The following is a 24508-nucleotide window of genomic DNA, read 5'->3' on the forward strand; positions in this document are numbered from 1 at the left end:
GGCGTGGGCCGGCACAGGAACGAATCCAGGGAGTACGCCATCACCACCACCGACCACGCCCACGGCACCGCCGAGTCCGCGGGAGCCTGGCTCTCCGCGCTCATCGGGGAGCTGCTCGGCATCGAAGAGGACCTCCCCGCCGACCGGCCGCTCGGCGAGCTCGGCATCGACTCGCTCACCGCCGCCCAGCTCTCCGTGGAGGTCGAGGAGCGCACCGGCGCCACCATCGCCCTCGACCGCTTCCTCGGCGACGAGACCCTCGACGACCTGGTGGAGGCCATGCGTACCGACGCGGCCCGCTCGGCGCCCGGGGCCGCGGCATGACGCCCCGGGCCCACGCGGCCGACGTCATGAACCGCGGGGACCTGGCCCACGCCACGCTCGACGACGAGGTGGAGCGGGTCAGGCTGGAGGCTCGGCACAGGTTCGGGGGCTTCGTCCTCGACCACGTCAATCCCGGCTCGTACTTCCTCAACCACGGCCGCCAGGCGCTCGACAAGCGCCTCTTCGAGCAGGCGGGCGACCTCGGTCTGCTGCGGTTCTCGCTGCCCGCCGAGGCGGGTGGCGAAGGCCGGGACAAGCTCGCCTGGGGCGTGGTGGTCGAGGAGCTCGCCCGGCTCTCGCGCGACCCCGGCTTCGCCGTGCTGCTCGACATCACCGTCGAGATCACCGAGCTGCTCCTGTCCAGCGGCAGCCCCGAACTGATCGACGCGTACGTCCCCGACCTCATGGCGGGGCGGCGCTTCGGCGTACAGGGCGCCTACGAGAACCGGGACCCCTACGACTACCGGTCCACCGCGCGCCTGGACGGCGAGGAGTGGGTGCTCAACGGCGCCAAGCGGTTCCTCGCCGGGGCCAGGTTCGCCGATCTGTTCATCCTGTTCGTGCGCGACGAGGCGTCCAACGACATGCTCGCCTTCGCCGTCGAGACGGACGATCCGGGCGTGCGGGCCGTGCACATGGACACGATGGGCCTGCACACCATGGGCCTCGGCCAGGTCGTCCTGCACGACGTGCGGCTGCCCGCGTGGCGCCTGGTGTGGCGGGCCGACGCGCTCAGCGAGCTCAACACCTACGCCCGCATCCGCCGCACGATGAGCGCCTGCGGGGTGCTCGGCGCGCTCGACGGGGTCGTCGACGCCTGCGTGGAGTCGCTCACGCCGCGCAGGCGCGGCGGCCGTCCCGTACTCGACTACACCAACGTGGAGCGCACGGTCGGCGAGATGCGCATGCTGCTCCAGAGTGCGCGCGCGGGCATCCACCGCGCCCTGGACGGCACCCGGTCACCCGGCCGCGACCCGCACTTCGACGAGTTCGCGACCGTCGCCAAGCACCAGGCGGCGGAGGCGGCACTGAGCGTGGGCCGCCTGGTGATGGGCCTCCAGGGCGGCGAGGCGTACATGTCCGCGTTCCCCTGGGAGCGGTTCATGCGCGACATCCTCGGCCTGATCTCCGGGCAGGGCTCCCAGGAGACGCTGCTCATCCAGCTCGGGCAGCGCGCGATCGTCGGCCTGGAGGGCCGGCGGGCCCGCGAGGAGGCCGCCGAGCGGTCCGTCGCGCGGTGTGCGGACGCCTGGTGGGCGCTGCACGCGGTGGAGCGGCGGGGCGCGGGTGCGGGTGCCGGTGCCGGTGCGGAACGGTTCGCCGACGCGGGGCGGTTCGCCGAGGCCGTGCGGGAGGTGACCGCCGCGGCGCGTCTTGACGACGACGTCACCGCCGAGGAGCTCGGCGCGGTGGCCGCGCTGCTCGACCGCGCCCACGCGCTGCTCACCGCCGTACGGTCCGGGCAGGCGCCCGACGCGCTGCCGCCGGGGCCCGAGGGCCTCTTCGAGGGACGGCTCGCCGAACTGGCCGACGGGGCATGGGCGTTGGTGGCGTGCGCGGTCGCGCACGAGACCGGCCTCCTGAACCGTCTGGTGCGACCCGCGACGACGAAGGAAGCGGCCGAAGGCCTCTCCGAGGACCTGACCATAGGACTCCTGCGGATCCTGACCGATGCCGCGCTGATCCACGGGGACGACACCGGTCGTCATACCGTCGAACCTGGCCTGGAACGCGTCCTCATCGGCGGCCCGCGCGCGGCGGCCTTCGCCGCGCGACTGCGACGTACCGTCATCGCGGGCGCCCGACTGCGCGCGGGGACACGGGGGTTGGGCCGCACGCTGGTGCCGGGCTGCGGGGGCGAGGCCGCGGTGCTCGCCGACGCGCTCGTCGACAGTCTGCTCGGACGGCTCGAAGGCCTGCCCTGGACGCTGGACGCGCCCGGCGCGCGGATCGGCTGCGCGGCCGCCGACGGGGGCCGCACCGCCGCGCAGCTCGCCCGGCACGTCCCTTCGGTGCCGGTGCTCGCGCTGGAACCGGAGCAGAGGGGGGTGCCGCCTGTGGTGCGGCCCCGCGATCCGGCGAGGGAGCGGGAGGCCCCGGACCGGATCCAGGTCCGGGCCGGGGAACGGGCGGGCTTCGCCCCGGACGACCGGCTCGCCCTGGCCTGGCTGCCCGCGGGCGGCCGTACGGCCGAGGGACTGCGGCGGGCCGTGGCCGACGCCACGGGCGCACTGCTGCCCGGCGGCTGGCTCGTCGTCCCGTGCCCGCTCCCGCCCAAGCGCCCGCTGGGCGCCGCGGCGGTCCGGCTCGAACTCGCCGTGGCGGGCGGCGCGGTGCCGTCCGAGCCGTCCGCCGACATGGAGGAAACCCTGCGAACCGCGGGCCTCGCCCAGGTCCACACGCCCTGGCAGGACGCGGCGCTGGGCCTGCGGCTCGTCGTGGGACGTAGGCCGTAGGGCGGGGAGGCGCGGCGGCAACGTTCGACGGAAGATCCCTGAGCGCCCGCCTTCCTGCACGGGCGGGCGTGGACGCATGTCGAGGGGCCGGTGGCGCTGTTCAACCAGGCGGTGGCCTGGCTGCGCCGTCGCCGGGTGCCCCCTGCCCGGAGTGAGCGCGCCGGCCCGGCAGGTGTCGGAGGCCCGGCAGGTGTCGGAGGCCCGGCAGTCGGAGGGCCGGCAGGTGTCGGAGACCCGGAAGGTCGCCGAGAAGCCGCCGCCCGCTTCCCTACCGGCCCTCACCCCGCCTCACAGAAGCGCGCCGCCGGAGACCTCGACGCGCTGCGCGGTGACCCAGCGCAGTCCCTCCGAGGCCAGCGTGGCGATGGCGTCACCTATCTCCTCAGGCTCGCCGACGCGGCCGAGCGCGGTCTGTCCGGCCAGCGCCTCGCGCATTACGGCGTCGTCCCGCATCGCGCCGCCGTTGAAGTCGGTGGCGGTCGGCCCTGGGGCGACGGAGTTGACCCGGATGCCGCGAGGTCCGAGTTCCGCGGCGAGGGTGCGGCTCAGCGCCTCGACGGCGGCCTTCGATGCGGAGTAGACCGAGGTGGCGGGGCTGGTGTGGCGGGTCAGTGACGTCGAGACGTTGATGACCTGACCGCCCTGGGCCAGCAGCGGCGCCAGCGACTGGATGAGGAAGAACGTGCCCCGGACGTTGGTGCCCATCACCGTGTCGAAGTCGTCGGTCGTGACGGTCTCCAGCGGCCCGAAGACTCCCACTCCCGCGTTGTTGACCAGGATGTCGAGCCGCGAAGCACCCCAGCGCTCCAGCTGCGCGCCCAGTTCGGAGGTGAAAGACGCGAAGGAGGAGACGTCGCCGATGTCGAGCCGGAGAACAGCGGCGGTCCCGCCCACGGCCCGCACCCACTCCACCGTCTTCGCGGCCCCGGCCGCATCACCGCGGTGGGTGACGACGACTCGCACCCCGCGCGTGGCCAGGGCGATGGCCGCGCTGCGCCCGAGGCCGCGATTCGCACCGGTCACCAGAGCGATCTTGTCGACTGTCATGAACTTCCTCCACCGTGCGGCAGGCAGCCAGGATGCGCCCAGGCGCCAGAGATCCGAGGCGAGTCACTCGACTCGCCTTACCGGTGCACCGTAAGCGGACCCCCGAGGCGAGTCAAGTGACTCGCCTCGGGACTGCGGCATACTCTCCGCATGGCAGCAGAACTCACCGCGCATCACCGCAGGCTCGCCCGGCAGAAGCGCGAGGCGATCACCTCCGCAGCCACGGAACTGTTCCTGGACCGCGGCTACGACGGCACCTCCCTCGCCCGGATCGCCGAAGCGGCCGAGGTCTCGAAGTCCACCCTGTTCAAGCAGTTCCCCACCAAGGCGGCCCTCTTCGAGGCCATCGTCACCGAGTCCTGGCAGCGCGACGCCGGCGATACCGCCGCGCGGCCGCAGGCGGGAGATCTGCGCTCCGGCCTGACGGCCATCGGCCACCGCTACGCCGACCTGATCGGCCAGCCCCGCATGGCGGGTCTGTTCCGGATCGTCATCGCCGAACTGCCCCGTTTCCCCGAGCTGGGGCGAATGCAGTTCCAGCTCGGCAAACTGCCGTACTTCGCCTCCGTCCAGCAGTACTTGGAATCCGAGCACGAGGCGGGCGGCGCCGACGCCCCCGACGCCGAGAGCGCCGCGAACCAGTTCCTCGGCATGATCGCCAACTACGTCCTGTGGCCCCGCATGCTGCTGACCGACTGGAACCCGGCGGCCGCCGACATCCACCACGCCGTCGAAGAGGCCGTCCGGACCATGCTCGCCCGATACGCCCCCGCCCCGCCGGCCTGACCCGCGGACAGGGTCCGAACCTGGTCTACGACCTCGTGAGGGGCAGCACCCCGAGGAGGCCCGCGGTCTTGGTGTACACGGTGTGGGTGAGGGTGTCGTTCAGAGCCGGGCGCGAAGGGGTGTCCGGCCGGGACTTGCTGAAGAAACCGCCGCTGGGGTGTGGTGCGGGCGAAGCGGTGGCGAGCCAGACGGGGGTCCGCACCCCTTCGTCCGGGGTGAGGGAGAACGGCCGGAACAGCGGGGCGCTCAACCGCATCAGCCCGCCCGCATCGCTGTTCAGCGCGGTGCCTTTGACCATGCCGGGATTGGCGTTGTACAGGCTCATGCCATCAGGCAGGCGGCGTGCGAGCTCTCGCGCCGCCAGGAGGCTGACGAGCCCGCTCGTCGCGTAGACGTTGATCTGGTGGTAGAAGCGGTTGCTCCACGACGTTCCCGCCACGTCCGGATCGGCGGCGTCGAGTGTGCCTCGCTTCTCCACGAACGAGGACAAGTTGATGATCCGCGCCTGGGGCGCGAGCGCCCCTTCGGCCAGCAAGGCGTGCGTGAGCGGGAACGGCGCGTGGTGGTTGAGCGCGTAGGCGCGTTCCACGCCGTCCGCCGTCCGCTCGTACCGGGGAAAGGCGGCCCCCGCGTTGTTGATGAGGATGTCCACCGGGTGGCCGTCGGCCGCCAGTTCCGCGGCCAGTGCTCTTACCTGTGACCACTGCTCCAGGCGGTCCTGCCGCTCACCGCTGTTCCTCTTGCGGGGTCACCGTGACCTCGGTGGTCTCCCCTGTCGCGTCGTCGTCGATCGCTCGGCGGAGAAGCGCGTGCAGGCGCAGCCTGCTCTCGTGGTCGAGGCGGGCGAAGGGCAGCCGGCTCGCGGTCATCTCCGGCTCACGGCTCAGCCTCCACAGCGCATCGGTCTGGGTATCGGTCAGCCCCGCGTACTGTGCGGATCGGCGCCGAAGAGACCCCGTGGAACCTCACCCCGCCCCCTTCCCCTCACGCAGCAAACACGTCAGACGGGCCGTGCACACCAGTTGGTCGCGGTCGTTCGTGATCGTCACCTGGTACGTGCCGATCTGGGCGCCCTCGTGGAGGGGTTCGCAGACGCCGGTGACGAGGCCGGTGCGGGCCGCTCGGTGGTGGGTGCAGTTCAGTTCGAGGCCCACCAGCATGCCGTCGGGGGCCACGTAGGCCGCCGCGGCGAGGGAGCCGAGGGTCTCGGCGAGGGCCGCGCTCGCGCCGCCGTGCAGCAGGCCGAACGGCTGCCGGTTGCCCGCCACCGGCATCGTGCCGACCACCCGCTCGCGCGACCACTCGGTGATCCTGATGCCCAGGCGGTTCACCAGCTGTTCCGCCGCCAGCTCGGCGGGCAGGTCGGCCATGATCCGGTCCATCGGCTGCTTCATCGCGTCGCTCCCAGTGCGTTCCGTGCGCGGTCGGTGTGCCGGACGAGGGCGGCCAGGTGACCGGTGCCCGCACGCTCCGGCGAGGCGTCGGACGCGGCGGTGTCCGGTGCGGAAACGCCCGGCGCTCCCGCGGTCCTCAGGAGCAGCGCCACCGCCAGGTCTCCCCCGGGCGGCGCCCCCGTGCCGCCCGACGCCGCGAGGTGGGCGAACGCCGCCTCCGTGCGCGGATTGGGCGCCAGCTCCGCCCCGATCACCAGGACCTGGTCGATGTCGTCGTCCAGGAGCAGCAGTTCGGCCGCGTCCAGCGCCTCGTCGCCGACGCCGCTGTCGGCGGCCAGGCAGGAGACGGGCCCGGTGAGGCCGTACTCGATGGTGAGGTGGCCCAGGATCGAGGTGGTGACCGACTGGAGGAAGAGGAGCGGGTTGTGCACCCGGCCGGAGACCAGCCGCTGGCTCGCCAGGTCGGACGTCGTGGCGTCCCCGGCGACGGTGGCGAGCACGACGGCCGTCGTATCGGGGTGGGGACCGACGAGGGGGTTGTCCGCGCCCGGTTCGCCCAGGCAGCGCCGGACCGTCTCGCGGACCAGCGGGTTGAAGGCGGAGGCGACGAAGCCGGGCACGGCGGGCGGTTCGGCGCCCGCCGCCAGGGGCCCGACGCACGCCGCGGCGGCCACGGCCAGCGCGGGCCTTCCTTCGAGGACCGTCACGGCTGCTCCAGGATGATCGCGGTGTTCATGCCCCCGAAGGCCGCGTTCAGCGAGAGCACCCGGCGCAGGTCGGCCCGGCGCGGCCCGTCGGGCACGTAGTCGAGGTCGCAGCCGGGGTCGGGCGCGTCGAAACCCGCGGTGGGCGGCACGGTGCCGGACTCGACGGCCATGACGGCGACGACGAGTTCGACCGCGCCGGTGGCCTCCAGCATGTGGCCCGTCACGCTCTTGGTGGAGCTGACCATGAGCCGCCCGGCGTGGGTGCCGAACGCGGCGTGCAGGGCGGCCGTCTCGGCCAGGTCGTTGATCTCGGTGCCGGTGCCGTGGGCGTTGACGTACTGGATGCCGGTCGGCGCGGTCCTGGCCCTGCCGAGGGCGCGGACGACCGCCCGCGCCATGCCGTGTCCTTCGGGGTGGGGCTTGACGACGTGGTGGGCGTCGGCCGCCGCGCCGAACCCGGCGACCCGGGCCAGCGGTCGGCCGCCGCGCCGCAGCAGGTGCTCGCCGGACTCCAGGACGAGCGCGGCCACGCCGTCGCCGAGCAGCATGCCGCTGCGGCCCCGGGCGAACGGGCGTACCCGTCCGTCCCTGGCGAAGGTGCGCCCGGAGTCGAACTTGGCGAACTGTTCCTCCTCCACCAGATAGCCGCCGCCGACCACGGCGAGGTCCGCCCGCCCCGCCTCGATGAGCCGGCAGGCGTGTGCGACGGCGCTGGGCGAGGCCACGCAGGCGTTGATGAAGGCGAGTCGGGGACCGGCGAATCCGAGGTCGGCCGCGACCGCTGCCGGGACGCCGCCCGCGAAGCTGCGGTGCGCGTCGGCGGGGTCCGGGGTCCGGCCCGCCGCGGTGTCCTGCCAGAAGCGGTGGATGCCGGTGAAGTCGCCCTGGGTGCCGATGAGTACGGCGGCGCGGTGCGCGTCGACCGCGGCCGGGTCGAGTTTCGCCGCGCCCAGCGCGCCGCGCGCGCAGTCGACGACGGTCCCGGTCAGCGCGGGCGCGGGACCGGTGCCGTGGGCCGCGGCGTAGCGATTGCGGAACGGACCGGTGTCGAAGCGCTCGACCGGGGCGAAGGCGGGCCGCCCGGCGAACACGCCCTCGCGCAGCGCGTCGGCGCCGTGGCCGAAGGCGGTGAACGTGTCGTACCCGGTGATCCACACGTCCGTGCCGCCCGGTGCGCGCGCCGCGCTCCTCTCAGCGGGCATCGGTGCCCGCCTGGAGGGAGGCGAGGAAGGTGTGGATGCCGCGGACCGAGGTGAAGAGGTCGAGGTCGGCGCCGTAGGGGTCGACGCTGACGCCGTGCTCCTCGTCCATGGCGTGCTGGAACCAGACCAGGGCCAGCGAGTCGAGGGTCAGCGGGGTGTCCTCGTCGAGTTCCGCCAGGGTGAGCGGGACGATCGAGTAGTGGGTGAGCAGCCAGCGGATCTCGTCCGTCGTGATCACGTGGCCGCCTCGTGCTCGTGCCGCACGGCGGTTCTCCTGGTGGTGTCGGGCGCCCGAGGCGCCACGTGGATCGGTTCCGCGAGGTCGCGGACGGGGTCCGTGGGGGCCGCGTAGTCGACGTCCGGCAGGCCGAAGCCGTTGAGGGCCAGGCACTGCGCGCGGTACCCGTCGGGGTCGCCGAGCCGCCCGATGTTCTCGGTGGTGACCTGCGCGAGCCTGCGGTCGACCTCGGCCTGTACGTCGGGGCGCAGCTCGCGGTCGTCCAGGCGCAGCCGCCCGTGCTCGTCCGCGCCGGGGAACGACCTGCTCGCCGGGGTGCCCGGGTAGAGGTGTTCGCCGAGCAGCCGGTGGGCCTGGGCGACGGGGCCCTCCTCCAGGCCGCGTTCGCGCATGACCCGGCCGAGGATCACGGTGTAGAGCGTCTGGGCCGGGATGACCCGGCTGGCCTGGGTGACCATCGCGCGCATCACGGCGGTGACGGCGCGGCCGCCGGTGGTCCTGAGCCCGGCGTCCAGGGCGTGCGCGGTCGCCTCCAGGTGTTCCTTGGCCCGGCCGAGGGTGCCCGCCCGGTAGGTGGGGGCGAGCGCGGTGTTGCCCTGGTAGCTGAAGGCGAGCGTGGTGACGTCGGGCGCGAGGACACCGGCGGCGCCGAGCACGTCCGTCCAGCGCCGCCAGTCGTCGCCGCCCATGACGGCGACCGTGTCGTCGATCTCCTGCTCGGAGGCGGGTTCCAGGGTCGCCGTGCCGACCTCGCCGGTGGCGCTGTCGTAGGTCTTGGCCGTGAAGGGGGCGCCGAGCGGCCTGATCGCGGAGCGGTGGGTGCGGCCGGTCTCGGGGTGGGTGCGGCGCGGCGCGGCCAGGCTGTGCACGACCAGGTCCACCTGCCCGAGGTCGTCGCGGACGGCCTGGGCGGTGCGGTGTTTGACCTCGTCGCTGAACGCGTCACCGACGACCGTGCGGCCGTAGCGCCCGATGCGCGCCAACTCCCCTTCCAGTGCTGCCGTGTTGTACCAGCCGGGGGTGCCGGTGCGGCCGGGCGCGCCGGGGCTCTCGCGGCACACGTTCAGCGTGGCGGCGCCCAGGCCGACGGCGGCGACGAGCCGGGTGGCGAGGCCGAGGCCCGCCGAGCCCCCGATGACGAGGACCGAGCGGGGCCGCGCGGCACCGGCGGGCAGCGGCCGCTCCCGTACGTACGCGATGTCCTCGCGCACGCGCAGGGCGCAGCCGTCCGGATGGGCGTTGACGCAGAGGGAGCCGTGCGTCATCGGCTGGATGATCATGCCGGGGCCCCGCTCGGGACGGCCGCGCCCATGCGGGCGACGAGCGAAGCGCGGTCGCGCAGCAGCTTTCCGTTGCTGGTGCGCGGGATCGCGGGGGCGACCTCGAAGCGGCGCGGGACCTTGTAGAGGCTGAGCCGCTCGCGGCACCAGTCCTGGAGGTCGCGGGCCGTCGTGCCGTCCCGCACACCCACGAACGCCTCGACGGCGTTCTCGAAGAGCACCACCACCTCGGTGACGCCGGGGTGCGCGCTCAGGGCCAGTTCGACCTCCCTGAGGTCGACCTTGAGCCCGCCGACCACCACCAGGGCGTCGGTCCTGCCGTGCAGGGAGAGCACTCCGTTGGCGTCGATGCGGCAGCGGTCGTGCGTGCGCAGCCAGCCGTCCGCGTACCGCTCCCCCGCGCCGCCCTCGTCGTACGCGTACGGGGAGGCGTCCGTGCGGATGTACAGCTCGCCCGCCCGTACTTCGAGTGCCATGCCCGGGGCCGGGAGTCCCACCACCGGGGGCCGGTGCGCGCCCGCCAGGTCGACGGCGGCGATGCCGGTCTCGGTCATGCCGTACGCCTGGCCGATCCTGACCCCGTACCGCTCCTCGAACCGTTCGTACACCTCGACGCGCAGCGCCTCCCCGCCGGAGACGGCGAGGCGCAGTGCGGGCAGGGCGACCGAGTCGGACACGCGGGTGAGCAGCTCGAAGTGGAACGGCACGCCGAACAGGACGTGCGCCCGCTGTTCGGCGAGGGTGGTCAGGAGCGTCCGGGGCCTGGCGTCCGGTGCGAACAGCAGGGTGGCGCCCGCGCGGAGCGCGTGCAGCACGCCGCCGAGCAGACCGAAGGAGTGCGTCAACGAGTTGCCGAGCAGCACCCGTTCACCGGCCCGGGGCATCTCGGGCAGGGCGGCGAACCGGTCGAGTTCGGCGAGCAGGGACGCCGCGGTGCGGCCGATGGCCTTCGGGTGTCCCGTGGAGCCCGAGGTGAACTGGATGAGCGCGTGCGGGGTGCGCGCCGGGCGCCCCTCGGGGCGGGCGACGGTCCGGGACGCGCAGGTGTCCCGGAACTCGACGCGGACCGCCCCCGTCTCGCCCGATTCGACGAGGTGGCCCGGCGCGCACAGGGCGAGCATCCTGTCCACCTCGGCCCGGGTCGAGCGCGGGTCGACGAGGACGACCTGCGCGCCGCGGGACCAGAGCGCGATGACGGTCCACAGGTAGCTGAAGCTCGGTGTCATCCGTACGGCGACGGCCGATCCGGGGCCGATGCCGCGCGCCGCGAAGTCCCTTTCCAGTGCGACGACTTCAGTGCGCAGTCGGCCCCAGGTCACCTCGGTTTCGGCCCGTGCCCAGACCGTGTCGGCGGGCCGGTCCGCCAGCGCCCGCGCGAGTGCGCCGGCGAGGGGTGCGTTGTCGGGTTCGCTCTCCACGGGACCCGCTCACTTCTCGATGCAGAACTCGGCGACGGGCCAGCCCACGTGCCGCTTGTCGGTCGGCGTGTACCCCAACAGCTGGTCTCCCGCCTTGAGTTCGGTGACGTTCAGGACGGCGGCGCCGGGGCCGAGGACCCGCACGTGCCAGTCGTCCTGGACGGTCAGGCTGACCTCGACGCCCTCGGGGGACTTCGCCTTGATGGTCAGGAGCGGGCGGGACTCCAGCTTGACGCGGCCCACCGCGATCCGCCGCGTCCGGCCGTCGGCGCCCACGCCGAGGACGCTCGCGCCCGCCTGGAGCTCGCTCAGGTAGTTGGTGCGGTTGTCGGCGCCGTAGGTGTAGGAGTGCAGGGCACCGGCGTTGACGCGGAACGGGCGGGTCGGCATGTACGGCAGCGGGTGCGTCTCGCTGACGCAGAGGACGAAGCCGTGGGCGTACGAGCCCACCAGGATGCCCTCGTCCTTCTCGAAGTGCGTGCAGGTGTCGACGCAGACGCGGTCGCCCATGCCCGAGTGCTCGATCGACTCGACGGTCAGCGAGGTGAGGTCGAGCGGCTCGGTCTTGGCGGCGAGGAGTTCGGCGAGCTTGAAGACGTCGTCGACGCCGGACGGCGCCATCAGCAGGCCCTCGGAGCCCTTCTCCAGGACGCCGACGACGATCTCGGCCTCCTCGACCGAGCCGACCTCGCATATCAGCCGCCCCTCGGAGCGGTCGGCGGCCGCGATGACGATCTCCAGCGGGATCTTGGTCGGGTCACGGAAGCGCACGACGGTGTACGGCAGGTCGGTGGCCGCGCCACAGGCGAGGTCCAGGGTGCGCTGGTCGGTCACCTCGACGTACGCGGTGGCGGACTTGTCGCCCGCGAGGAACTTCAGGCGCAGCGCGTTGAGTTCCTGCTCGTCGGTGATCGTCACGGCGAGCAGGTCGGGGGCCTCGCCCGCCCTGGGCGCGTCGGCCTTGCCGTCCTTGGTCTTCTCCCCCTTGGCCTTGGCCTTGGTGTCCGCGGTCGCGGCGCCCGCGGGGAGCAGCACCTTGCGCACCGTCGGCGGCAGGGTCGCGAGCACCTCGGAGTGGGAGTCCACGATGCCGTCGAGCCGGGCGTGCACGGCCGCGTCGACGACTGCGGCGACCTGCTCGGGGGCGACGGAACGGATGTCGATCCAGGCGAATTTCACGTGTGTTCCTCGGTGGGCTCGGTAAGGGTGGGTCGTGGGCGGGGCGGGCGCGGGCGTCAGGCCGTGGCGACGGTGCCGTACAGCGCGGGCAGTCCGGGGACCGGCCCCGCCAGCTCCGCGGGCTCGCGCGGCCCGTGCACGGTGTCGGCGAGCTCGCGCACCAGGCGCTCGGGGTCCTGGCTGGTGAACACCCGCCGTCCGACGGCGAGTCCGGCGCAGCCGGCGTCGAGGACGGCCCTGGCGTAGGCACTCAGGTCGGCGCCGCTCTGCGGTCCGCCCGCCACCAGGACGGGGACCGGGCAGCTCGCCACGACCTCCGCCATCCGGTGCAGCGGCGCGGCCGCCGACGTCTTGACCAGGTCTGCGCCCAGGTCGACGGCGATGTTCACCACGTGGGAGAGCAGGGCGGGGTCGCAGGCGTCGGCGATCCTGGGGCCCCTGGGGTAGATCATCGCCAGCAGCGGCAGGTTCCAGTGCTGGCATTCGGTGGCGATGCGGCCGAGGTCGGCGAGCTGTGCCGCCTCGGTCTCGGAGCCGACGTTGACGTGCACGCTGACCGCGTCGGCGCCGAGCCTGACGGCGTCCTCCACGCCGCCGACGAGCACCTTGGCGTGCTCGTCGGCCGCGTGCACGGTGCCCGCGCTGAGGTGCACGATCAGCGCGCAGGACCGCAGGTGGCGCGGGTCGATGCTGGGCGCCCTGCCCTTGTGCACGATCACGGCGTCCGCGCCGCCCGCCACGATCCGGCCGAGCAGCCGGTCGAACTCGACGGCGTCGGCGACCGGTCCTTCGGAGACGGAGTGGTCCAACGGAACGAACAGATACCGTTCGTCGGCTCTTCGCGAGAGCCTGCTCATCCGGAGCTCTTTCCCGCCGAAGCGGGTTCTGGCGGCGGTCACCCCTCAGCCCTTGCCGAAGAGCGTACGGGCGAAGTACTGGGTGTCGAAGTACTCCCGCATGCTGCGGATCTGACCGTCCTCGACGGTGAACTGGGCGCTGATGTCCAGCTCGTAGGGCGCGCCGTCACGGGTCGTGGCCCGGGTGACGCACTCGACCGACACCTCGCCGCCCTCGGCGATGACGTGCAGGACGTCGACCGCGTAGTCGGCCGTCGGGTCGAAGCGCTCCCCCATGGGCAGCAGGAACTTCTCGGCGATCTCCGCGAGCCCCTTCCAGGTGCCCGCCACCGGGTGGTCGCCCGGTATGCGGTAGACGGCGTCGGCGGCGATGAGCTGCGGGATGGCCGCGGCGTCACGCTCGCGCAGAGCCTTGAGGTAGCGGTGCACGACGCTCTTGGCCTCGGCGCCGGAATCGGGGTGGTTCATGGCTGCTCCCGTAAGTCAGGTCGATGGGTCATTCGTCGAGCAGTTGGGGCGTCAGGGCCCGCTGGAACGGCTTGAAGAGCACGGACTGGGGGGCGTAGCGCAGATAGACGTCGCGGACGGCGCGCAGCGCGGGGTTCTCCAGCTGCTCGAAACCGCCGAACTTGCGGGAGACCTCCACCATTTCCCTGGTGCGCTCGCGCCGCAGGTTCTCGTACGCGCGCAGGGCCGCGACCGGGTCCTTGCGCGAGGCCAGGCACTGCGCGAGCACCACGGCGTCCTCGATGGCGGTACTGCCGCCCTGGCCGAGGCTGGGCAGCATGGGGTGGGCGGCGTCCCCGAGGAGCGTCACAGGGCCGTCGCCCCACTGCTCCAGGAACGGGCGGTCCTGGGCGGGTACGGCGACGATGTCCTCGACCGGCGTGGTCCTGATCGCCTCGCGCACCTCGTCGGCCCAGCCCCGGTAGGCGCGCACGATCTGGTCCTTGTCGCCGCCCCAGGTGCGGGCGGCGTCGGCGGGCATGTTCACGGTGCCCCACCAGTAGGCGCGGCCCTTGCCCACGTCGTGCAGGCCGAACCGGCTGCCGAGGCCCCAGTAGTGGGCGTTGAACCCCTTGGTGATCTTCGGGTGGGTGAAGGGGGTGACGGAGAGCCAGCACAGGAAGCCGCCGTAGCGCGGGGCCCGGGTGTCCCCGGTGACGGCCCGGCGGATCGCGGAGTTGATGCCGTCGGCGCCGATCAGGATGTCGGCGGTGGCCTCCCTGCCGTCCTCGAACGTGACGCGTACGCCGTCGCCGCTCGTGTCGTAGCCGGTGGCGACCGCGCCCAGCGAGACGGGCAGTCCGCCGAGCGCGTCGAGCAGCGCCGCCTGGAGGTCGCCCCGGTACATCGCGACGCTGGGGGCGCCGAGCCGGTCGCCCGCCGTCTCCAGCGGCAGCGAGCGCAGCGTGCGGCCCTTGTCGGTCATGATCTCGGTGTGCAGGATCGTCTGGCCGCGCTTCTCCAGGCCCAGGTCGATGTCCAGGGCGCGCAGGGCGGCCACCGCGTTGCTCATCACGGAGATGCCGAAGCCCGCGGGGCGCAGCTCGGGCGCCCGCTCGTAGATCTCCACCTCCACGCCCACGCGGCGCAGTGCCACGGCGGCCGCGAGGCCTCCGATGCCGGCTCCGATCACGATGGCTCGGGGGTTGGTGCGCTCAGGCACGTCGCTGTCCCTTCTCGGCGGTGCTCGACTCGGCCAGTTCGGCGACCGCCGCGGCGACGTCGGCCACGTGCGGCTCCTCCATGATCGAGAGGTGGTCGCCGGGTACGTGGACGACCTTCACGTGGCCGGTGGTCATGGTGTGCCACCCGTTGGCCGGGTCGGTGTGCTGGGTGCCGCCCGCGCCGTGCATCGCCCGCAGGACCTGTGGCAGCGGCTCGGATGCGCGGACCAGGGTGATGTCGTCGGCGCCTGGCGCGGGCTGATAGTGCTGGGTGGCCCGCCAGTTGGCCTCGTACACCCGGAACAGCCTGCCGACGAGCGAGCCGTTGCTGTCCGCGGGCAGGATGCCCTCGTCGGCTGCGGTGCGCGCGATGAAGTCGAACTTCTCGTCCAGGGTGGTCAGTTCGGCGGGGATGGCCTCAAGGGGTGAGTCGCCGCCGCGGCCGAGCAGGAGCAGCTCCCAGAAGAACCAGCCGAGCAGCGCCTCATCGGTGTAGCCCTGGCGTTCCTCGGCGGGGCCGAGCGCCACGGTGTCCAGGAGGATCACCTCGGCCACCTCGTCGCCCGAGGCGCGCAGTTGGCGGGCCATCTCGAAGGCCACGAAGCCGCCGAAGGACCAGCCGCCGATGACGTACGGACCCTGGGGCCGCACCCCGCGCATCGCCTCGATGTAGCTGGCGGCGATGTCGGGGACGGAGCGCAGCGGCTCGGTGCCGAGGTCGCCGCCCGCCGCCTGGAAGGCGAACAGCGGCTGCCCGTCCGGCAGATGGCGGGCCAGCGGCACGTAGCAGAGCACGTTGCCGCCCATCGGGTGGGCGAGGAAGAGCGGCACCCGGTCGCCGTCGGCACGGATCGGCACCAGCGGGTCGAAGGAGAGCGTGGCGCCGCCGGACCGCAGCAGCTCGGCGAGCGCGGCCACCGTGGGCGCCGCGATGAACCCGGAGATGGGGATCGTCACGCCGTACCGCTGCTCGATGAGGACGACGAGCCGCATGGTGGTGAGCGAGGTGGCGCCGAGCGCGAAGATGTCGTCGTGGACGCCGATACCCTCGGTGTCGAGCAGGTCCCCGAGCAGCCCCACGAGCGTCCGCTCGTACGCGTCCCTGGGCGCCTGCCCGTCCGTCGGGCCCGTCCGGCCGATCCGCAGGGCCCGCAGCGCCGCGTCGTCCCGCTTGCCGCTGGGTGTCAGCGGCAGTGCGGGCAGCCACTCGAAGTGGCCCGGCACCATGAACTCCGTCAGGAGTGCGCGCAGTTCGCCGCGCAGCGCCGCCAGGTCGGCGGCCTCGGGGTCGCCGACGAGGAAGGCGACGAGGCAGGTGGATCCGTCCGCGTCGGGGCGGGCGACCACGGCGGCCTCCTTGATGCCGCCGCCCGCGAGTCCGGCTGCCGCGCGCACGAGGGCGACCTCGGCCTCGGCCGGTTCGACGCGGTAGCCGCGGATCTTCACCTGGGTGTCGGCCCGGCCCGCGTAGACGAGGGCACCGCCGGGCAGCACGAGGCCCAGGTCGCCGGTCCGGTAGGCCCTGACCTCGCCGCCGGGCGGCCCGACGCGTACGAAGCGTTCCTCGGTCGGCGCGGGATCGCCGAGGTAGCCGTCGGCGAGCGCGGCGCCCGTGAGGAACAGCTCGCCCTGTACGCCCGTGGGGACGGGGCGCCCCCGCGGGTCGAGCACGAGCACGCCGGCGCCGGGTATGGGCGTGCCGATCGGGACGAGGGCCGGGAAGGCGGCCGGGTCGCCGGTCAGGGTGTGCGCGGAGACCACGTGCGACTCGGTGGGCCCGTACTGGTTCTCCAGGAGGGCCCCGGGCAGCGCGGCGAGCAGCGCCCTGATCTCGTCGGTGACCCGCAGCTGCTCTCCGGAGGAGCAGATGACGCGCAGCGCGCGCGGTACGACGCCGAGCGCGGCGGACGCCTCCGCGAGCTGCTGGAGGGCGACGTACGGCAGGAAGATCCGCGCCACGCCCTCGCGGTCGAGCAGCCGCAGGAGCGCGGGCATGTCCCGGCGCTCGTCCTCGGCGATCAGGCGCAGGGTGCCGCCCGAGCAGAGCGTGGAGTAGATCTCCTGGAAGGAGACGTCGAAGCTGAGCGGCGCGTACTGCGCGGTGACGGCGCCCGTGGCCGCGCTCGCGGCCCGGGTCTGCCAGCCGATCAGGTTGGCGAGCGACCGGTGCGGCATCACGACGCCCTTGGGGCGTCCGGTGGAGCCGGAGGTGAAGAGGATGTAGGCGGTGCTGTCCGGCGCGAGGGGGGTGTGGAGACTCAACTCCGGTGCGTCCGACGGCTCTTCGTCGAACAGCGACTCGGCCGTGAGCAGCAGCGCGGGTTCCCCGAGCCGTCCCGCGTCCGTGGCGCGGGCGATGATCCGGAAGGGCGCCGCGTCCGCCACCATGGCGGCGATCCTGGCCGCCGGATAGCTGGTGTCCAGCGGCACGCAGGCGGCACCGGCCAGCGCCGTGCCGAGGATCGCGGCGATCGTCTCCGGCGAACGGTCCATGGCGATGCCGACGCGGGCGCCGGGGCGGGCGCCGAGCGCGCCGAGCCGCCGGGCGACGTGCTGGGCGCGGTTCGCCAACTCCCGGTAGGTCCAGGCGTGTTCGCCGGTGGAGACGGCTGGTGCTTCGGGGGTGCGCTCGGCCTGGCGCAGGAAGAGCCGCACCACGTCTTCGTCGAAGGCCGTGCCGTCCTTCGCACCGGTCGCCGTGCCCGTCGTGTCCGTCGTGTCCGTCGCATCCGTCGCATCCCCGGCGAGGAAGGCGAAGTCGGGTGCCTCGTCGGGCTCGGTGACGAGACGGCGCAGCACCTCGGTGTAGGTGTCGCCGAAGAGTTCGGCCTGGGCGGGCGTGATGCCGCGGCCCTCGCCGTCGATGCGCAGCGTCACACCGCCGTCGACCGGGTGGGTGAAGGCGTTGACGAGGAGCTGGAAGTCGGTCTCCTCCCAGGTCGTGAACTCCTTGAGCGCCACCTCGGGCAGGCTCAGCACATCGGTGAGGACGTGGAAGTGCACGTAGTTGAAGGCGGTGTGCAGCACCGGGGCGCCGCGGTCCTCCTGGACGGCGCTGAGCGGGTAGCGCTGGTGGGGGCGGCCCGCGCGCTCCTGCCGGAACAGCTCGCGCGCCACGTCGAGCCAGCTGCCCTCGGCGTCGGTGACCCGCACGGGCACGGTGTTGAGGAAGAGCCCCACCATCCGCTCCGCGCCCGCGCGCTCGGGTCTGCCGTGGGTGATGAGTCCGGTGGTGAAGTCGTCGGCCCCGGAGAACAGGCGCAGCGTCAGGGCGTACGCGGCGAACAGCAGGGACTTGACCGGCAGCGCCTGCTCTCGCGCCAGCTCCCGGGCGCGGCTCACGACGTCGTCGGGCAGGTCGACGAGCCGGACCACCAGGCCTTCGCCGCGCGGCGGTTCGGCGGGCCCGAAGCCGTCGAGGCGCAGCGCGTCGGCGCCCGCCGTCAGCGTCGTCCAGTGCTCGCGCGCGGCCAGGTCGGCCAGCGCCTCGCGCTCGCCGCGCACGTGGTGGGCGGCGGCGGGCGGGGCGTCGTCCGTGACGGGTTCGATGTCCGCGCCCAGGGCGTGCAGATAGTCCTGGAGGAGTTCGGTGAGGAGGTTGGCGACGCTGCCGCCGTCGAGCAGCGCGTGGTGGAAGCTGAGCACCAGGTCGACGCCGCCGTCGCGGACATGGGCCCGGAACAGGTACAGCGGGGCCCGCTCGAACTGGTAGCGGTGGTAGCGGCGTTGCTCGATGTGCTCGTCGATCTCCGCCTCGGTGTCCGCCTCCGTACGGCCGCGCAGGTCGACCACGTCCAGGCCGCCGGGCGCGTCCGCGTGCACGATCTGCAGCGGCTCGGTGAAGCCGCCGAGGTCGAAGGAGGAGCTCAGCGCGGGGTGCCGGGCCGCGAGCCGGGCGAAGGCGGCGCGGAAGCGCGGCTCGTCCCAGGCCGTCGCGAGCCGGTAGCGGAACACGTCGTGGTAGACGGCGGACCGCTCGCTCTGGCGGCTGTGGTAGACGAGGCCGAGCTGGAGCCGGGTCAGCGGGAAGGCGTCGACGGCGTCCGTGATGCGGGCCCGGTCCACGCGGGAGACGAGCCCGAAGGGCGGCAGTTCGGTGGCGGTGTCCGCGGGCCCGGTGGTGGCGTGCGCGGCGAGGGCCGCGACCGTCGGGTGCCACACGAGGTCGTTCAGCGAGAAGTGGACGCCCTGCCGTTCGGCGAGTGCGCGCAGGCGCAGCATGAGGAGCGAGTCGCCGCCGAGTGCGTAGTAGTCGTCGTGGACGCCCACGTGGGCCACGCCGAGCACCTCGGCCCAGATGTCGGCGAGCACCCGTTCGGTCTCGGTGCGGGGCGGGGCACCCGGCTCGCCGCGGCGCGCCGCCGGGTCGGGCAGGGCCCGCCGGTCCAGCTTGCCGTTGGGGGTCAGCGGTATCGCGTCGATCCGCAGGAGGTGCGCGGGAAGCATGAACTCGGGGAGTTCTGCTGCCAGTTGACCGCGCAGCCAGTGCGCGTCGAGGTCGTCGCCGGCGGTGTAGTAGCCGACGAGGAAGGTGCCGCGGTCGGGGGCCGTGCGGTCCACCACGGCGGCGTCGCGTACGCCGGGTATGCGGGCCAGGGCGTCCTGCACCTCGCCGAGTTCGACGCGGTTGCCGCGGACCTTCACCTGGCCGTCGATGCGGCCGAGGTACTCCAGGGTGCCGTCGGCGAGCCAGCGGGCGAGGTCGCCGGTGCGGTAGAGCCTGCCGCCCTCGACGAACGGCGCGGGCACGAACTTCTCCCGGGTCAGCTCGGGTCTGCCGAGGTAGCCGCGGGCGAGCCCGACGCCGCCGATGCACAGCTCACCGGGTACGCCGATGGGCTGGGGCGTGCCGTCGGGGCCCACGACGTACAGCTCCGTGTTGTCGATGGGGCGGCCGATGGGGACCCGGGTGACGGGCCGCGCCGGGTCGGCGGGGCAGGTGTGGGCGGAGACGTCCACGGTCGCCTCGGTCGGCCCGTACAGATTGGTCAGCGCCGGTGCCCCCGCGACACCGGCGAAGACGCGGTTGAACTGGTCGACGCGGCCCGGGGACAGCGCCTCGCCGCTGCACACCACGTGGCGCAGCGAACCGGCTTGCGCCCGGTGGCGCGGCGACTCCTCCAGGAGGTCGAGGAAGGGACCCAGCATGGAGGGCACGAAGTGCACGACGCTGACCCGGTGCCGGGCGATGCTCCGCAGCAGCCGGCGCGGGTCCTTCTCGGCGCCCGGCGGCAGCAGCGCCACGCGGGCGCCCTCGACCGCCCACCAGAACAGCTCCCACACGGAGACGTCGAAGGAGATGGGCGTCTTCTGCAGGAGTACGTCGTCCTCGCCGATCGGCAGGGCGCGCTGCATCCAGGCGAGGCGGTTGACCACCGAGCGGTGCTCGACCATCACGCCCTTGGGACGGCCCGTGGAGCCGGAGGTGTAGATGACGTAGGCCAGGTCGCGGGGGCCCGCGACGGGTTCGAGGGCGCCCGCGGGGCCCTGCATCAGGTCGTCGACGGGGCAGACGGGCGTGCCCTCGGGTACGGGCAGGCCGGGGGCCTCGGCGTCGGTGATGACGACCTTGGCCGCGCTGTCCTGGAGGAGGTGGCCGATGCGTGCCGCCGGGTAGCCGGGGTCGACGGGGACGTACGCGCCGCCGGACTTCAGGACGCCGAGGACGGCGGCGAGCATCCGCGGGCCGCGCTCCATGAGCACCGCGACGCGGTCGTCGCGGCCCACGCCGCGCGAGCGCAGGGTGCGGCCCACCTGGTTGGCGAGCGCGTCGAGTTCGGCGTAGCCGATGGTCTCCTGCTCGTCGTCGCCGAGCAGCGCGGGACAGTCCGGGAAGCGGGCCGCCCGTTCCTCGAACAGGGCGTGCAGGGTGGTGTCGTCGGCGAACGGGACGCGCGGGCCCCTGGCGAAGCGCTGGAGGTCCTCCTGCTCGCGCGCGGCGAGCATGTACAGCTCGCCCGCGGGCAGTTCGGGCTTGTCGAGCGCGTGCGCGATCAGCGACGTCAGATGCTCCACGAGCGAGGTGACGGTCAGGTCGTCGTCGAACACGTCGGTGGCGTAGCGCACTTCGATGCGCAGGTCGGAGCTGGCCCGGGAGGCGACGACGGCGACCGCGAGGGCCTCCTGCTCGTGCGGTGGCGCGGTGAACGACACTCCCCCGCGCTCCACGCCGTCCAGCGGCAGCGGATTGCGCAGCGTCAGATAGGACAGCGTGACGTCGAAGAGCCTGCGCTCCCTCGACCCGTCGGCGGGCAGTTCCCGCAGCAGGTCCCCGATCGGCAGCCGCTGGTGCTGCTGGAGGTCGCCCGCCGACTCCTGGACGGCGGCGGCGATGTCCGCGAGCGGCTTTCCCTCGGGCACCTCGATGCGCAGCGGCAGCGTGTTGGCGTACTGCGCGATGGCGGTCAGCTCGGCGCGGGTGCGCCGGTTGAGCAGCGGTATGCCGATCACGGCCTGCGTGGACCGGTGCACCCGGGCCAGCCAGGTGCCGAGCGCGGCGGCGACGTACGCGAAGGGGGTGCTGCCGCTCTCCTTGATGCTCTCGACCACGGCGCCCGGCAGCGTGAAGGCGTGCAGTCCGAACGACGCGCCGGATTCGGGGACGTGCCGGGTGAAGAAGTCCGGCTCCATCAGGGCCAGTTCACTGCGGTGGTACGCCCGGTCGTCCGCGTACTCCTGGGCGGCGAAGTACTCGTCGCGGCCGGTGACGACGGTGAGCACGGACGGGGCGGGGCCGCGGTCGCGGGGCGCCTGGCCCCGGGCGCGGCGCGCGTAGTCCTCCATCAGCTCGGTGTGCAGGACCTCCGCTCCCCGCCCGTCGAGCAGCAGGTGGTGGCCCTTGAGGAAGAGCTGGACCGCGTCGTCGCCCTCGCGCAGCAGCGTGGCGCGGAACAGCCGCTTCTCGCGCAGCTCGAACGGGACGGCCATGGTCTGCTCGCGCCAGGCCCGTGCGGCCGCCTCGGGGTCGGGTTCCGCGGCGAGGTCGACGATGTCGACGACGGGGTCGCCGTCGTCCCGCAGGGTGTCGGCGAGCCACTGGCACGGCACGCCGTCGGCGTCGTCGAAGCGGAGCCGGAAGGTGTCGTGCCGCTCCAGGACGCGCGTGAAGCAGGCGCGCAGGAGCTCGGTGTCGACGGCTCCGGTGAACCGCTCGTAGACGGCACCGTTGAACTGCGGGCTGCCGGGCGCCCGGGATTCCGCGAACCAGATGTCTCGCTGGTACGGCGACAGCTGAACTTTGTCGGTACTGATGAGCTTGTCCTGTTCTCGAGTAGGTGCCGGTACGGAGCGGACGGGGCCTGCCCGCCTCCACGGGGGGCCGCGGAGATCGCCTCCACGGAGGGGCCGTAGAGATCGGGCGGGCCCTCAGGAGGCCATCGCGGCCGCTCGCTTGGCACGGGACGCCCTGATGCCCTCACGCCGGTCGGTGAAGGAGGTGGCCTGGGTGTCCAGCCTCGACAGGAACAGGGCGAGCTCCTCACGGGCCGCCTCGCCCGCGGGGCCGAGCCCGTCGCGCTCGAAGACGCGCAGCTTGCGCAGGATCGGCATGACCACGCTGTCGTGGTGCAGGCGCAGGTCGTAGATGCCCGCGAGGGCGATCTCCGCGGACTTGCGCCCGAAGTCCTTGATCGTCGAACCGGGCATCTCGAACCCGATGACGACGTCCCTGACCACCTCCATGGCGGTGTCGGGCGCCAGCTCGAACGTGGCCTCGACGAGGTTGCGGTAGAAGACCATGTGGAGGTTCTCGTCGGCCGCGATCCGCGCGAGCAGGGCGTCACAGACCGGATCGGTGCTCACATGGCCGGTGTTGCGGTGCGAGATGCGGGTGGCGAGCTCCTGGAACGCGGCGTACGCGATGGCGTGCACGGCGCTGAAGTTGTCGGGCCGGTCGTAGCCGCCCTCCATGTGCGCCATCCTGGCCCGCTCCAGGGCGCGCGGGTCGACGGCGCGGGTGACCAGGAGGTAGTCGCGCAGCGCGGTGCCGTGCCTGGCCTCCTCCGCGGTCCAGCGGTTGACCCAGGTGCCCCAGGCCCCGTCCTTGCCGAACTCGGCCACGGCGAAGTGGTAGCCGGGCAGGTTGTCCTCGGTCAGCAGGTTCACCACGAGCGAGGTGCGGGCGACCTCGGGGAGGGTGGCCTCCTCCGGTGCCCAGGCCGCGCCGTCGAGCGGACCCTCGAAGTCCCGGCCCTGGCTCCAGGGGATGTACTCGTGCGGGAACCACTCCTTGGCGACCCCGTGGTGGCGGTGGAGGTTCTCCTCCACCACCGGCTGGAGCTCGGCCAGGAGGGAATGCTCCGCGCGTGCGGCGCCTCGGTCGGACCGGTCGATGGGTGGCATTGCGCTCTCTCTTCGCTTCGTGGTCGGGAGGTGGTGGGGGTGACCGGTCCGGGCGGACCGGTCACCCCCCACCTGCGGTGCTACTGCGTTCGGGCGCGGATCCAGGGCGCCGCCGCGGCGGCCGCGACGGAGCCGATGGCGCAGGCGAGGAACACCTGCAAGTACCCCGTGTCGTCCAGGACGTTGTGGCGTTCGAGGATCGCGGCGAGCGCCGCGATGCCCAGCGCGCCGCCGATCTGACGTGTCGTCATCAGCAGGCCGGTGCCGGACGCGAAGCGCTGCGGCTCCAGTGCGGCGGTGGCGGCGTTGGAGATGGCGGTCAGCGCGGCACCGATGCCGAGGCCGCCCAGGATGCCGATGGGCAGCCAGACTGCCGCGTACTGCCGGTCGGTGTCGAGGAACAGGTACATCGCGGCGCACGAGGCGCCGAAGAGCAGCGACCCGCCGGCCACCGCGGCCCACTGCGAGCGCGGCCCGACCCTGCGGCCCACCACGATCGCGCCGAGCGCGGCGCTGAAGGCACCCGGCGTGACCGCGAGGCCCGCCTTCAGCTCGGAGTAGCCCCAGATGGCGTTGAGGAACAGCAGGGAGCTGAGCAGGTAGGAGTACATGGCCGCGCCGAAGAGCAGCGAGGAGACGTTGGTCGCGGCGAAGGTGCGGTTGCGCCACAGGTCCAGCTCGATGGCGGGCGCGCTCTGCCGCCCGGAGAGCAGCAGCGCCACGACGGCGAGCGCGAGGCCGCCGACGATCAGCCCGAGGACCGAGCCGCTGCCCCAGCCCCAGTCGGTGCCCTGGGTCACGCCGAAGACGACGCCGCCGATGCCGAGGGCCAGGGCGAGGGTGCCGACCGGGTCGGGCAGCTTGCGGCCGCTCGGCGTGTCGCCGGTCAGGCGGGCGGAGATGGCCACGATGACGAGGCCGATCGGGAGGTTGATCAGGAAGACGCTGCGCCAGCCCCACACGTCGACCAGGAGTCCGCCGAGGCTCGGCCCGACGGCCGCGGCCATGGAGCCGACCGCGCCCCACACGCCGACGGCGACCTGGCGGCGGGCCGGCGGGGTGTGCTGGAGGACGAGACCGAGCGCGGAGGGGATCATCCCGGCCGCGCCGACGCCTTGCAGCGCACGGGCGCCCACCAGCATCGGCACGCCGGTGGCGAACCCGCTGAGCACCGAGGCGACGGTGAACAGGACCGTCGACCAGAGGAACAGCTTCTTGCGCCCGATGACGTCGGCGACGCGGCCCGCGACCGCGAGCAGCGCGGCGAACACTACGGTGTACGCCGTGACGACCCAGGTCAGCTGGGACAGCGAGGCGTCGGTGAAGTCGCCGCGCAGGTCGGAGAAGGCGATGTTGACGACCGTGGTGTCGAGCACGGCGAGGAAGGTGGCACCGGACGCGACGAACAGCGCGAGCTTCGCGGCCGCCGACGAGCCGGTCGTGGCCTGCTGCGCCTGCCCGTCGCCAACACCTGCGACGTCCCTCTGCCCCGCCCCGGGCGAGGGAGGTGAACTGGTGGTCATGGGTGGTTCCCTTCGTGGTCGGATCCGCAGCCGGCATCGGATGCCCGATAAAACTAAACGACCGGTCGTTCTTTTAAAAGGGAGGAC

At 73.2% G+C, this 24508-nt stretch carries 19 protein-coding genes; 3 read left to right on the forward strand and 16 right to left on the reverse strand.

The window, feature by feature from the left end:
• Positions 1–3: 3 nt before the first annotated feature.
• Positions 4–324: an acyl carrier protein gene (locus ACIO9J_RS13645; protein ID WP_401997350.1), complete on the forward strand. Its 321-nt coding sequence runs from the start codon at positions 4–6 to the stop codon at positions 322–324.
• Complete coding sequence (locus ACIO9J_RS13650; RefSeq protein WP_401997353.1) at positions 321–2780, forward strand: acyl-CoA dehydrogenase family protein; 2460 nt, start codon at positions 321–323, stop codon at positions 2778–2780. Before ACIO9J_RS13645 ends, ACIO9J_RS13650 begins: the two co-directional genes overlap by 4 nt.
• A gap of 288 nt (positions 2781–3068) precedes the next feature.
• Here the strand turns inward: ACIO9J_RS13650 and ACIO9J_RS13655 are convergent, their stop codons facing one another.
• A complete protein-coding gene (locus ACIO9J_RS13655) occupies positions 3069–3827 on the reverse strand; it encodes an SDR family NAD(P)-dependent oxidoreductase (protein ID WP_401997356.1) in 759 nt (252 codons plus the stop codon).
• Positions 3828–3977: 150 nt separating this feature from the next.
• Between ACIO9J_RS13655 and ACIO9J_RS13660 the strand changes: the two genes are divergently transcribed.
• The gene (locus tag ACIO9J_RS13660) at positions 3978–4613 is read left to right on the forward strand and encodes a TetR/AcrR family transcriptional regulator (protein ID WP_401997359.1); all 636 of its coding nucleotides are present in this window, start codon (positions 3978–3980) and stop codon (positions 4611–4613) included.
• Positions 4614–4638: 25 nt separating this feature from the next.
• On the opposite strand, the gene ACIO9J_RS13665 is transcribed toward ACIO9J_RS13660, so the two are convergent.
• From ACIO9J_RS13665 to ACIO9J_RS13735, 15 genes are all read right to left on the reverse strand, one after another.
• Positions 4639–5325 (reverse strand): SDR family NAD(P)-dependent oxidoreductase, encoded by a 687-nt coding sequence (locus tag ACIO9J_RS13665; RefSeq protein ID WP_401998582.1) that lies wholly within the window; start codon positions 5323–5325, stop codon positions 4639–4641.
• 13 nt (positions 5326–5338) lie between these two features.
• A complete protein-coding gene (locus ACIO9J_RS13670) occupies positions 5339–5482 on the reverse strand; it encodes a hypothetical protein (protein ID WP_401997362.1) in 144 nt (47 codons plus the stop codon).
• Between the two features lie 96 nt (positions 5483–5578).
• Positions 5579–6007, reverse strand: coding sequence for a PaaI family thioesterase (locus tag ACIO9J_RS13675; RefSeq protein WP_401997365.1), 429 nt, complete (start codon positions 6005–6007; stop codon positions 5579–5581).
• On the reverse strand, positions 6004–6714 hold the full coding sequence (locus ACIO9J_RS13680) for a beta-ketoacyl synthase N-terminal-like domain-containing protein (protein WP_401997368.1): 711 nt from the start codon (positions 6712–6714) through the stop codon (positions 6004–6006). Before ACIO9J_RS13680 ends, ACIO9J_RS13675 begins: the two co-directional genes overlap by 4 nt.
• Entirely contained in the window at positions 6711–7916 is a 1206-nt protein-coding gene (locus ACIO9J_RS13685; RefSeq protein WP_401997371.1) for a beta-ketoacyl-[acyl-carrier-protein] synthase family protein, read from the reverse strand. Before ACIO9J_RS13685 ends, ACIO9J_RS13680 begins: the two co-directional genes overlap by 4 nt.
• Complete coding sequence (locus ACIO9J_RS13690) at positions 7906–8154, reverse strand: acyl carrier protein (RefSeq protein WP_401997373.1); 249 nt, start codon at positions 8152–8154, stop codon at positions 7906–7908. Before ACIO9J_RS13690 ends, ACIO9J_RS13685 begins: the two co-directional genes overlap by 11 nt.
• Complete coding sequence (gene fabV / locus ACIO9J_RS13695; RefSeq protein WP_401997376.1) at positions 8151–9419, reverse strand: enoyl-ACP reductase FabV; 1269 nt, start codon at positions 9417–9419, stop codon at positions 8151–8153. Before fabV ends, ACIO9J_RS13690 begins: the two co-directional genes overlap by 4 nt.
• An 11-nt stretch (positions 9420–9430) precedes the next feature.
• On the reverse strand, positions 9431–10852 hold the full coding sequence (locus ACIO9J_RS13700) for a class I adenylate-forming enzyme family protein (protein ID WP_401997379.1): 1422 nt from the start codon (positions 10850–10852) through the stop codon (positions 9431–9433).
• A 9-nt stretch (positions 10853–10861) separates the two neighbouring features.
• Positions 10862–12031: a 3-dehydroquinate synthase II family protein gene (locus tag ACIO9J_RS13705; RefSeq protein ID WP_401997382.1), complete on the reverse strand. Its 1170-nt coding sequence runs from the start codon at positions 12029–12031 to the stop codon at positions 10862–10864.
• 56 nt (positions 12032–12087) lie between these two features.
• On the reverse strand, positions 12088–12930 hold the full coding sequence (locus tag ACIO9J_RS13710; protein ID WP_401997385.1) for a 2-amino-3,7-dideoxy-D-threo-hept-6-ulosonate synthase: 843 nt from the start codon (positions 12928–12930) through the stop codon (positions 12088–12090).
• A 3-nt stretch (positions 12931–12933) separates the two neighbouring features.
• Positions 12934–13356 carry a nuclear transport factor 2 family protein gene (locus ACIO9J_RS13715; RefSeq protein WP_401997388.1) on the reverse strand — a complete coding sequence of 141 codons (423 nt, stop codon included), beginning with the start codon at positions 13354–13356 and terminating at the stop codon, positions 12934–12936.
• Positions 13357–13384: 28 nt separating this feature from the next.
• Entirely contained in the window at positions 13385–14557 is a 1173-nt protein-coding gene (locus tag ACIO9J_RS13720; protein ID WP_401997390.1) for an FAD-dependent monooxygenase, read from the reverse strand.
• Positions 14550–21809, reverse strand: coding sequence for an amino acid adenylation domain-containing protein (locus ACIO9J_RS13725; RefSeq protein ID WP_401998585.1), 7260 nt, complete (start codon positions 21807–21809; stop codon positions 14550–14552). The genes ACIO9J_RS13720 and ACIO9J_RS13725 overlap by 8 nt, the downstream gene beginning before the upstream one ends.
• Positions 21810–21923: 114 nt before the next feature.
• Positions 21924–22898, reverse strand: coding sequence for an acyl-ACP desaturase (locus tag ACIO9J_RS13730; protein WP_401997393.1), 975 nt, complete (start codon positions 22896–22898; stop codon positions 21924–21926).
• An 80-nt stretch (positions 22899–22978) separates the two neighbouring features.
• Positions 22979–24421, reverse strand: coding sequence for a DHA2 family efflux MFS transporter permease subunit (locus ACIO9J_RS13735; RefSeq protein ID WP_401997396.1), 1443 nt, complete (start codon positions 24419–24421; stop codon positions 22979–22981).
• Positions 24422–24508: the final 87 nt, after the last annotated feature.

It is taken from the genome of Streptomyces sp. NPDC087300 (assembly GCF_044744425.1).
Lineage (GTDB): Bacteria > Actinomycetota > Actinomycetes > Streptomycetales > Streptomycetaceae > Streptomyces.

Excerpts from the sequence above, each read along its gene's own strand:
- ACIO9J_RS13675 (WP_401997365.1), bottom strand. The coding sequence starts at position 6,007 with ATGAAGCAGCCGATGGACCGGATCATGGCCGACCTGCCCGCCGAGCTG.
- ACIO9J_RS13670 (WP_401997362.1), bottom strand. The coding sequence starts at position 5,482 with ATGACCGCGAGCCGGCTGCCCTTCGCCCGCCTCGACCACGAGAGCAGG.
- ACIO9J_RS13685 (WP_401997371.1), bottom strand. The coding sequence starts at position 7,916 with ATGCCCGCTGAGAGGAGCGCGGCGCGCGCACCGGGCGGCACGGACGTG.
- ACIO9J_RS13730 (WP_401997393.1), bottom strand. The coding sequence starts at position 22,898 with ATGCCACCCATCGACCGGTCCGACCGAGGCGCCGCACGCGCGGAGCAT.
- ACIO9J_RS13660 (WP_401997359.1), top strand. The coding sequence starts at position 3,978 with ATGGCAGCAGAACTCACCGCGCATCACCGCAGGCTCGCCCGGCAGAAG.
- ACIO9J_RS13715 (WP_401997388.1), bottom strand. The coding sequence starts at position 13,356 with ATGAACCACCCCGATTCCGGCGCCGAGGCCAAGAGCGTCGTGCACCGC.
- ACIO9J_RS13735 (WP_401997396.1), bottom strand. The coding sequence starts at position 24,421 with ATGACCACCAGTTCACCTCCCTCGCCCGGGGCGGGGCAGAGGGACGTC.
- ACIO9J_RS13655 (WP_401997356.1), bottom strand. The coding sequence starts at position 3,827 with ATGACAGTCGACAAGATCGCTCTGGTGACCGGTGCGAATCGCGGCCTC.
- fabV (WP_401997376.1), bottom strand. The coding sequence starts at position 9,419 with ATGACGCACGGCTCCCTCTGCGTCAACGCCCATCCGGACGGCTGCGCC.
- ACIO9J_RS13650 (WP_401997353.1), top strand. The coding sequence starts at position 321 with ATGACGCCCCGGGCCCACGCGGCCGACGTCATGAACCGCGGGGACCTG.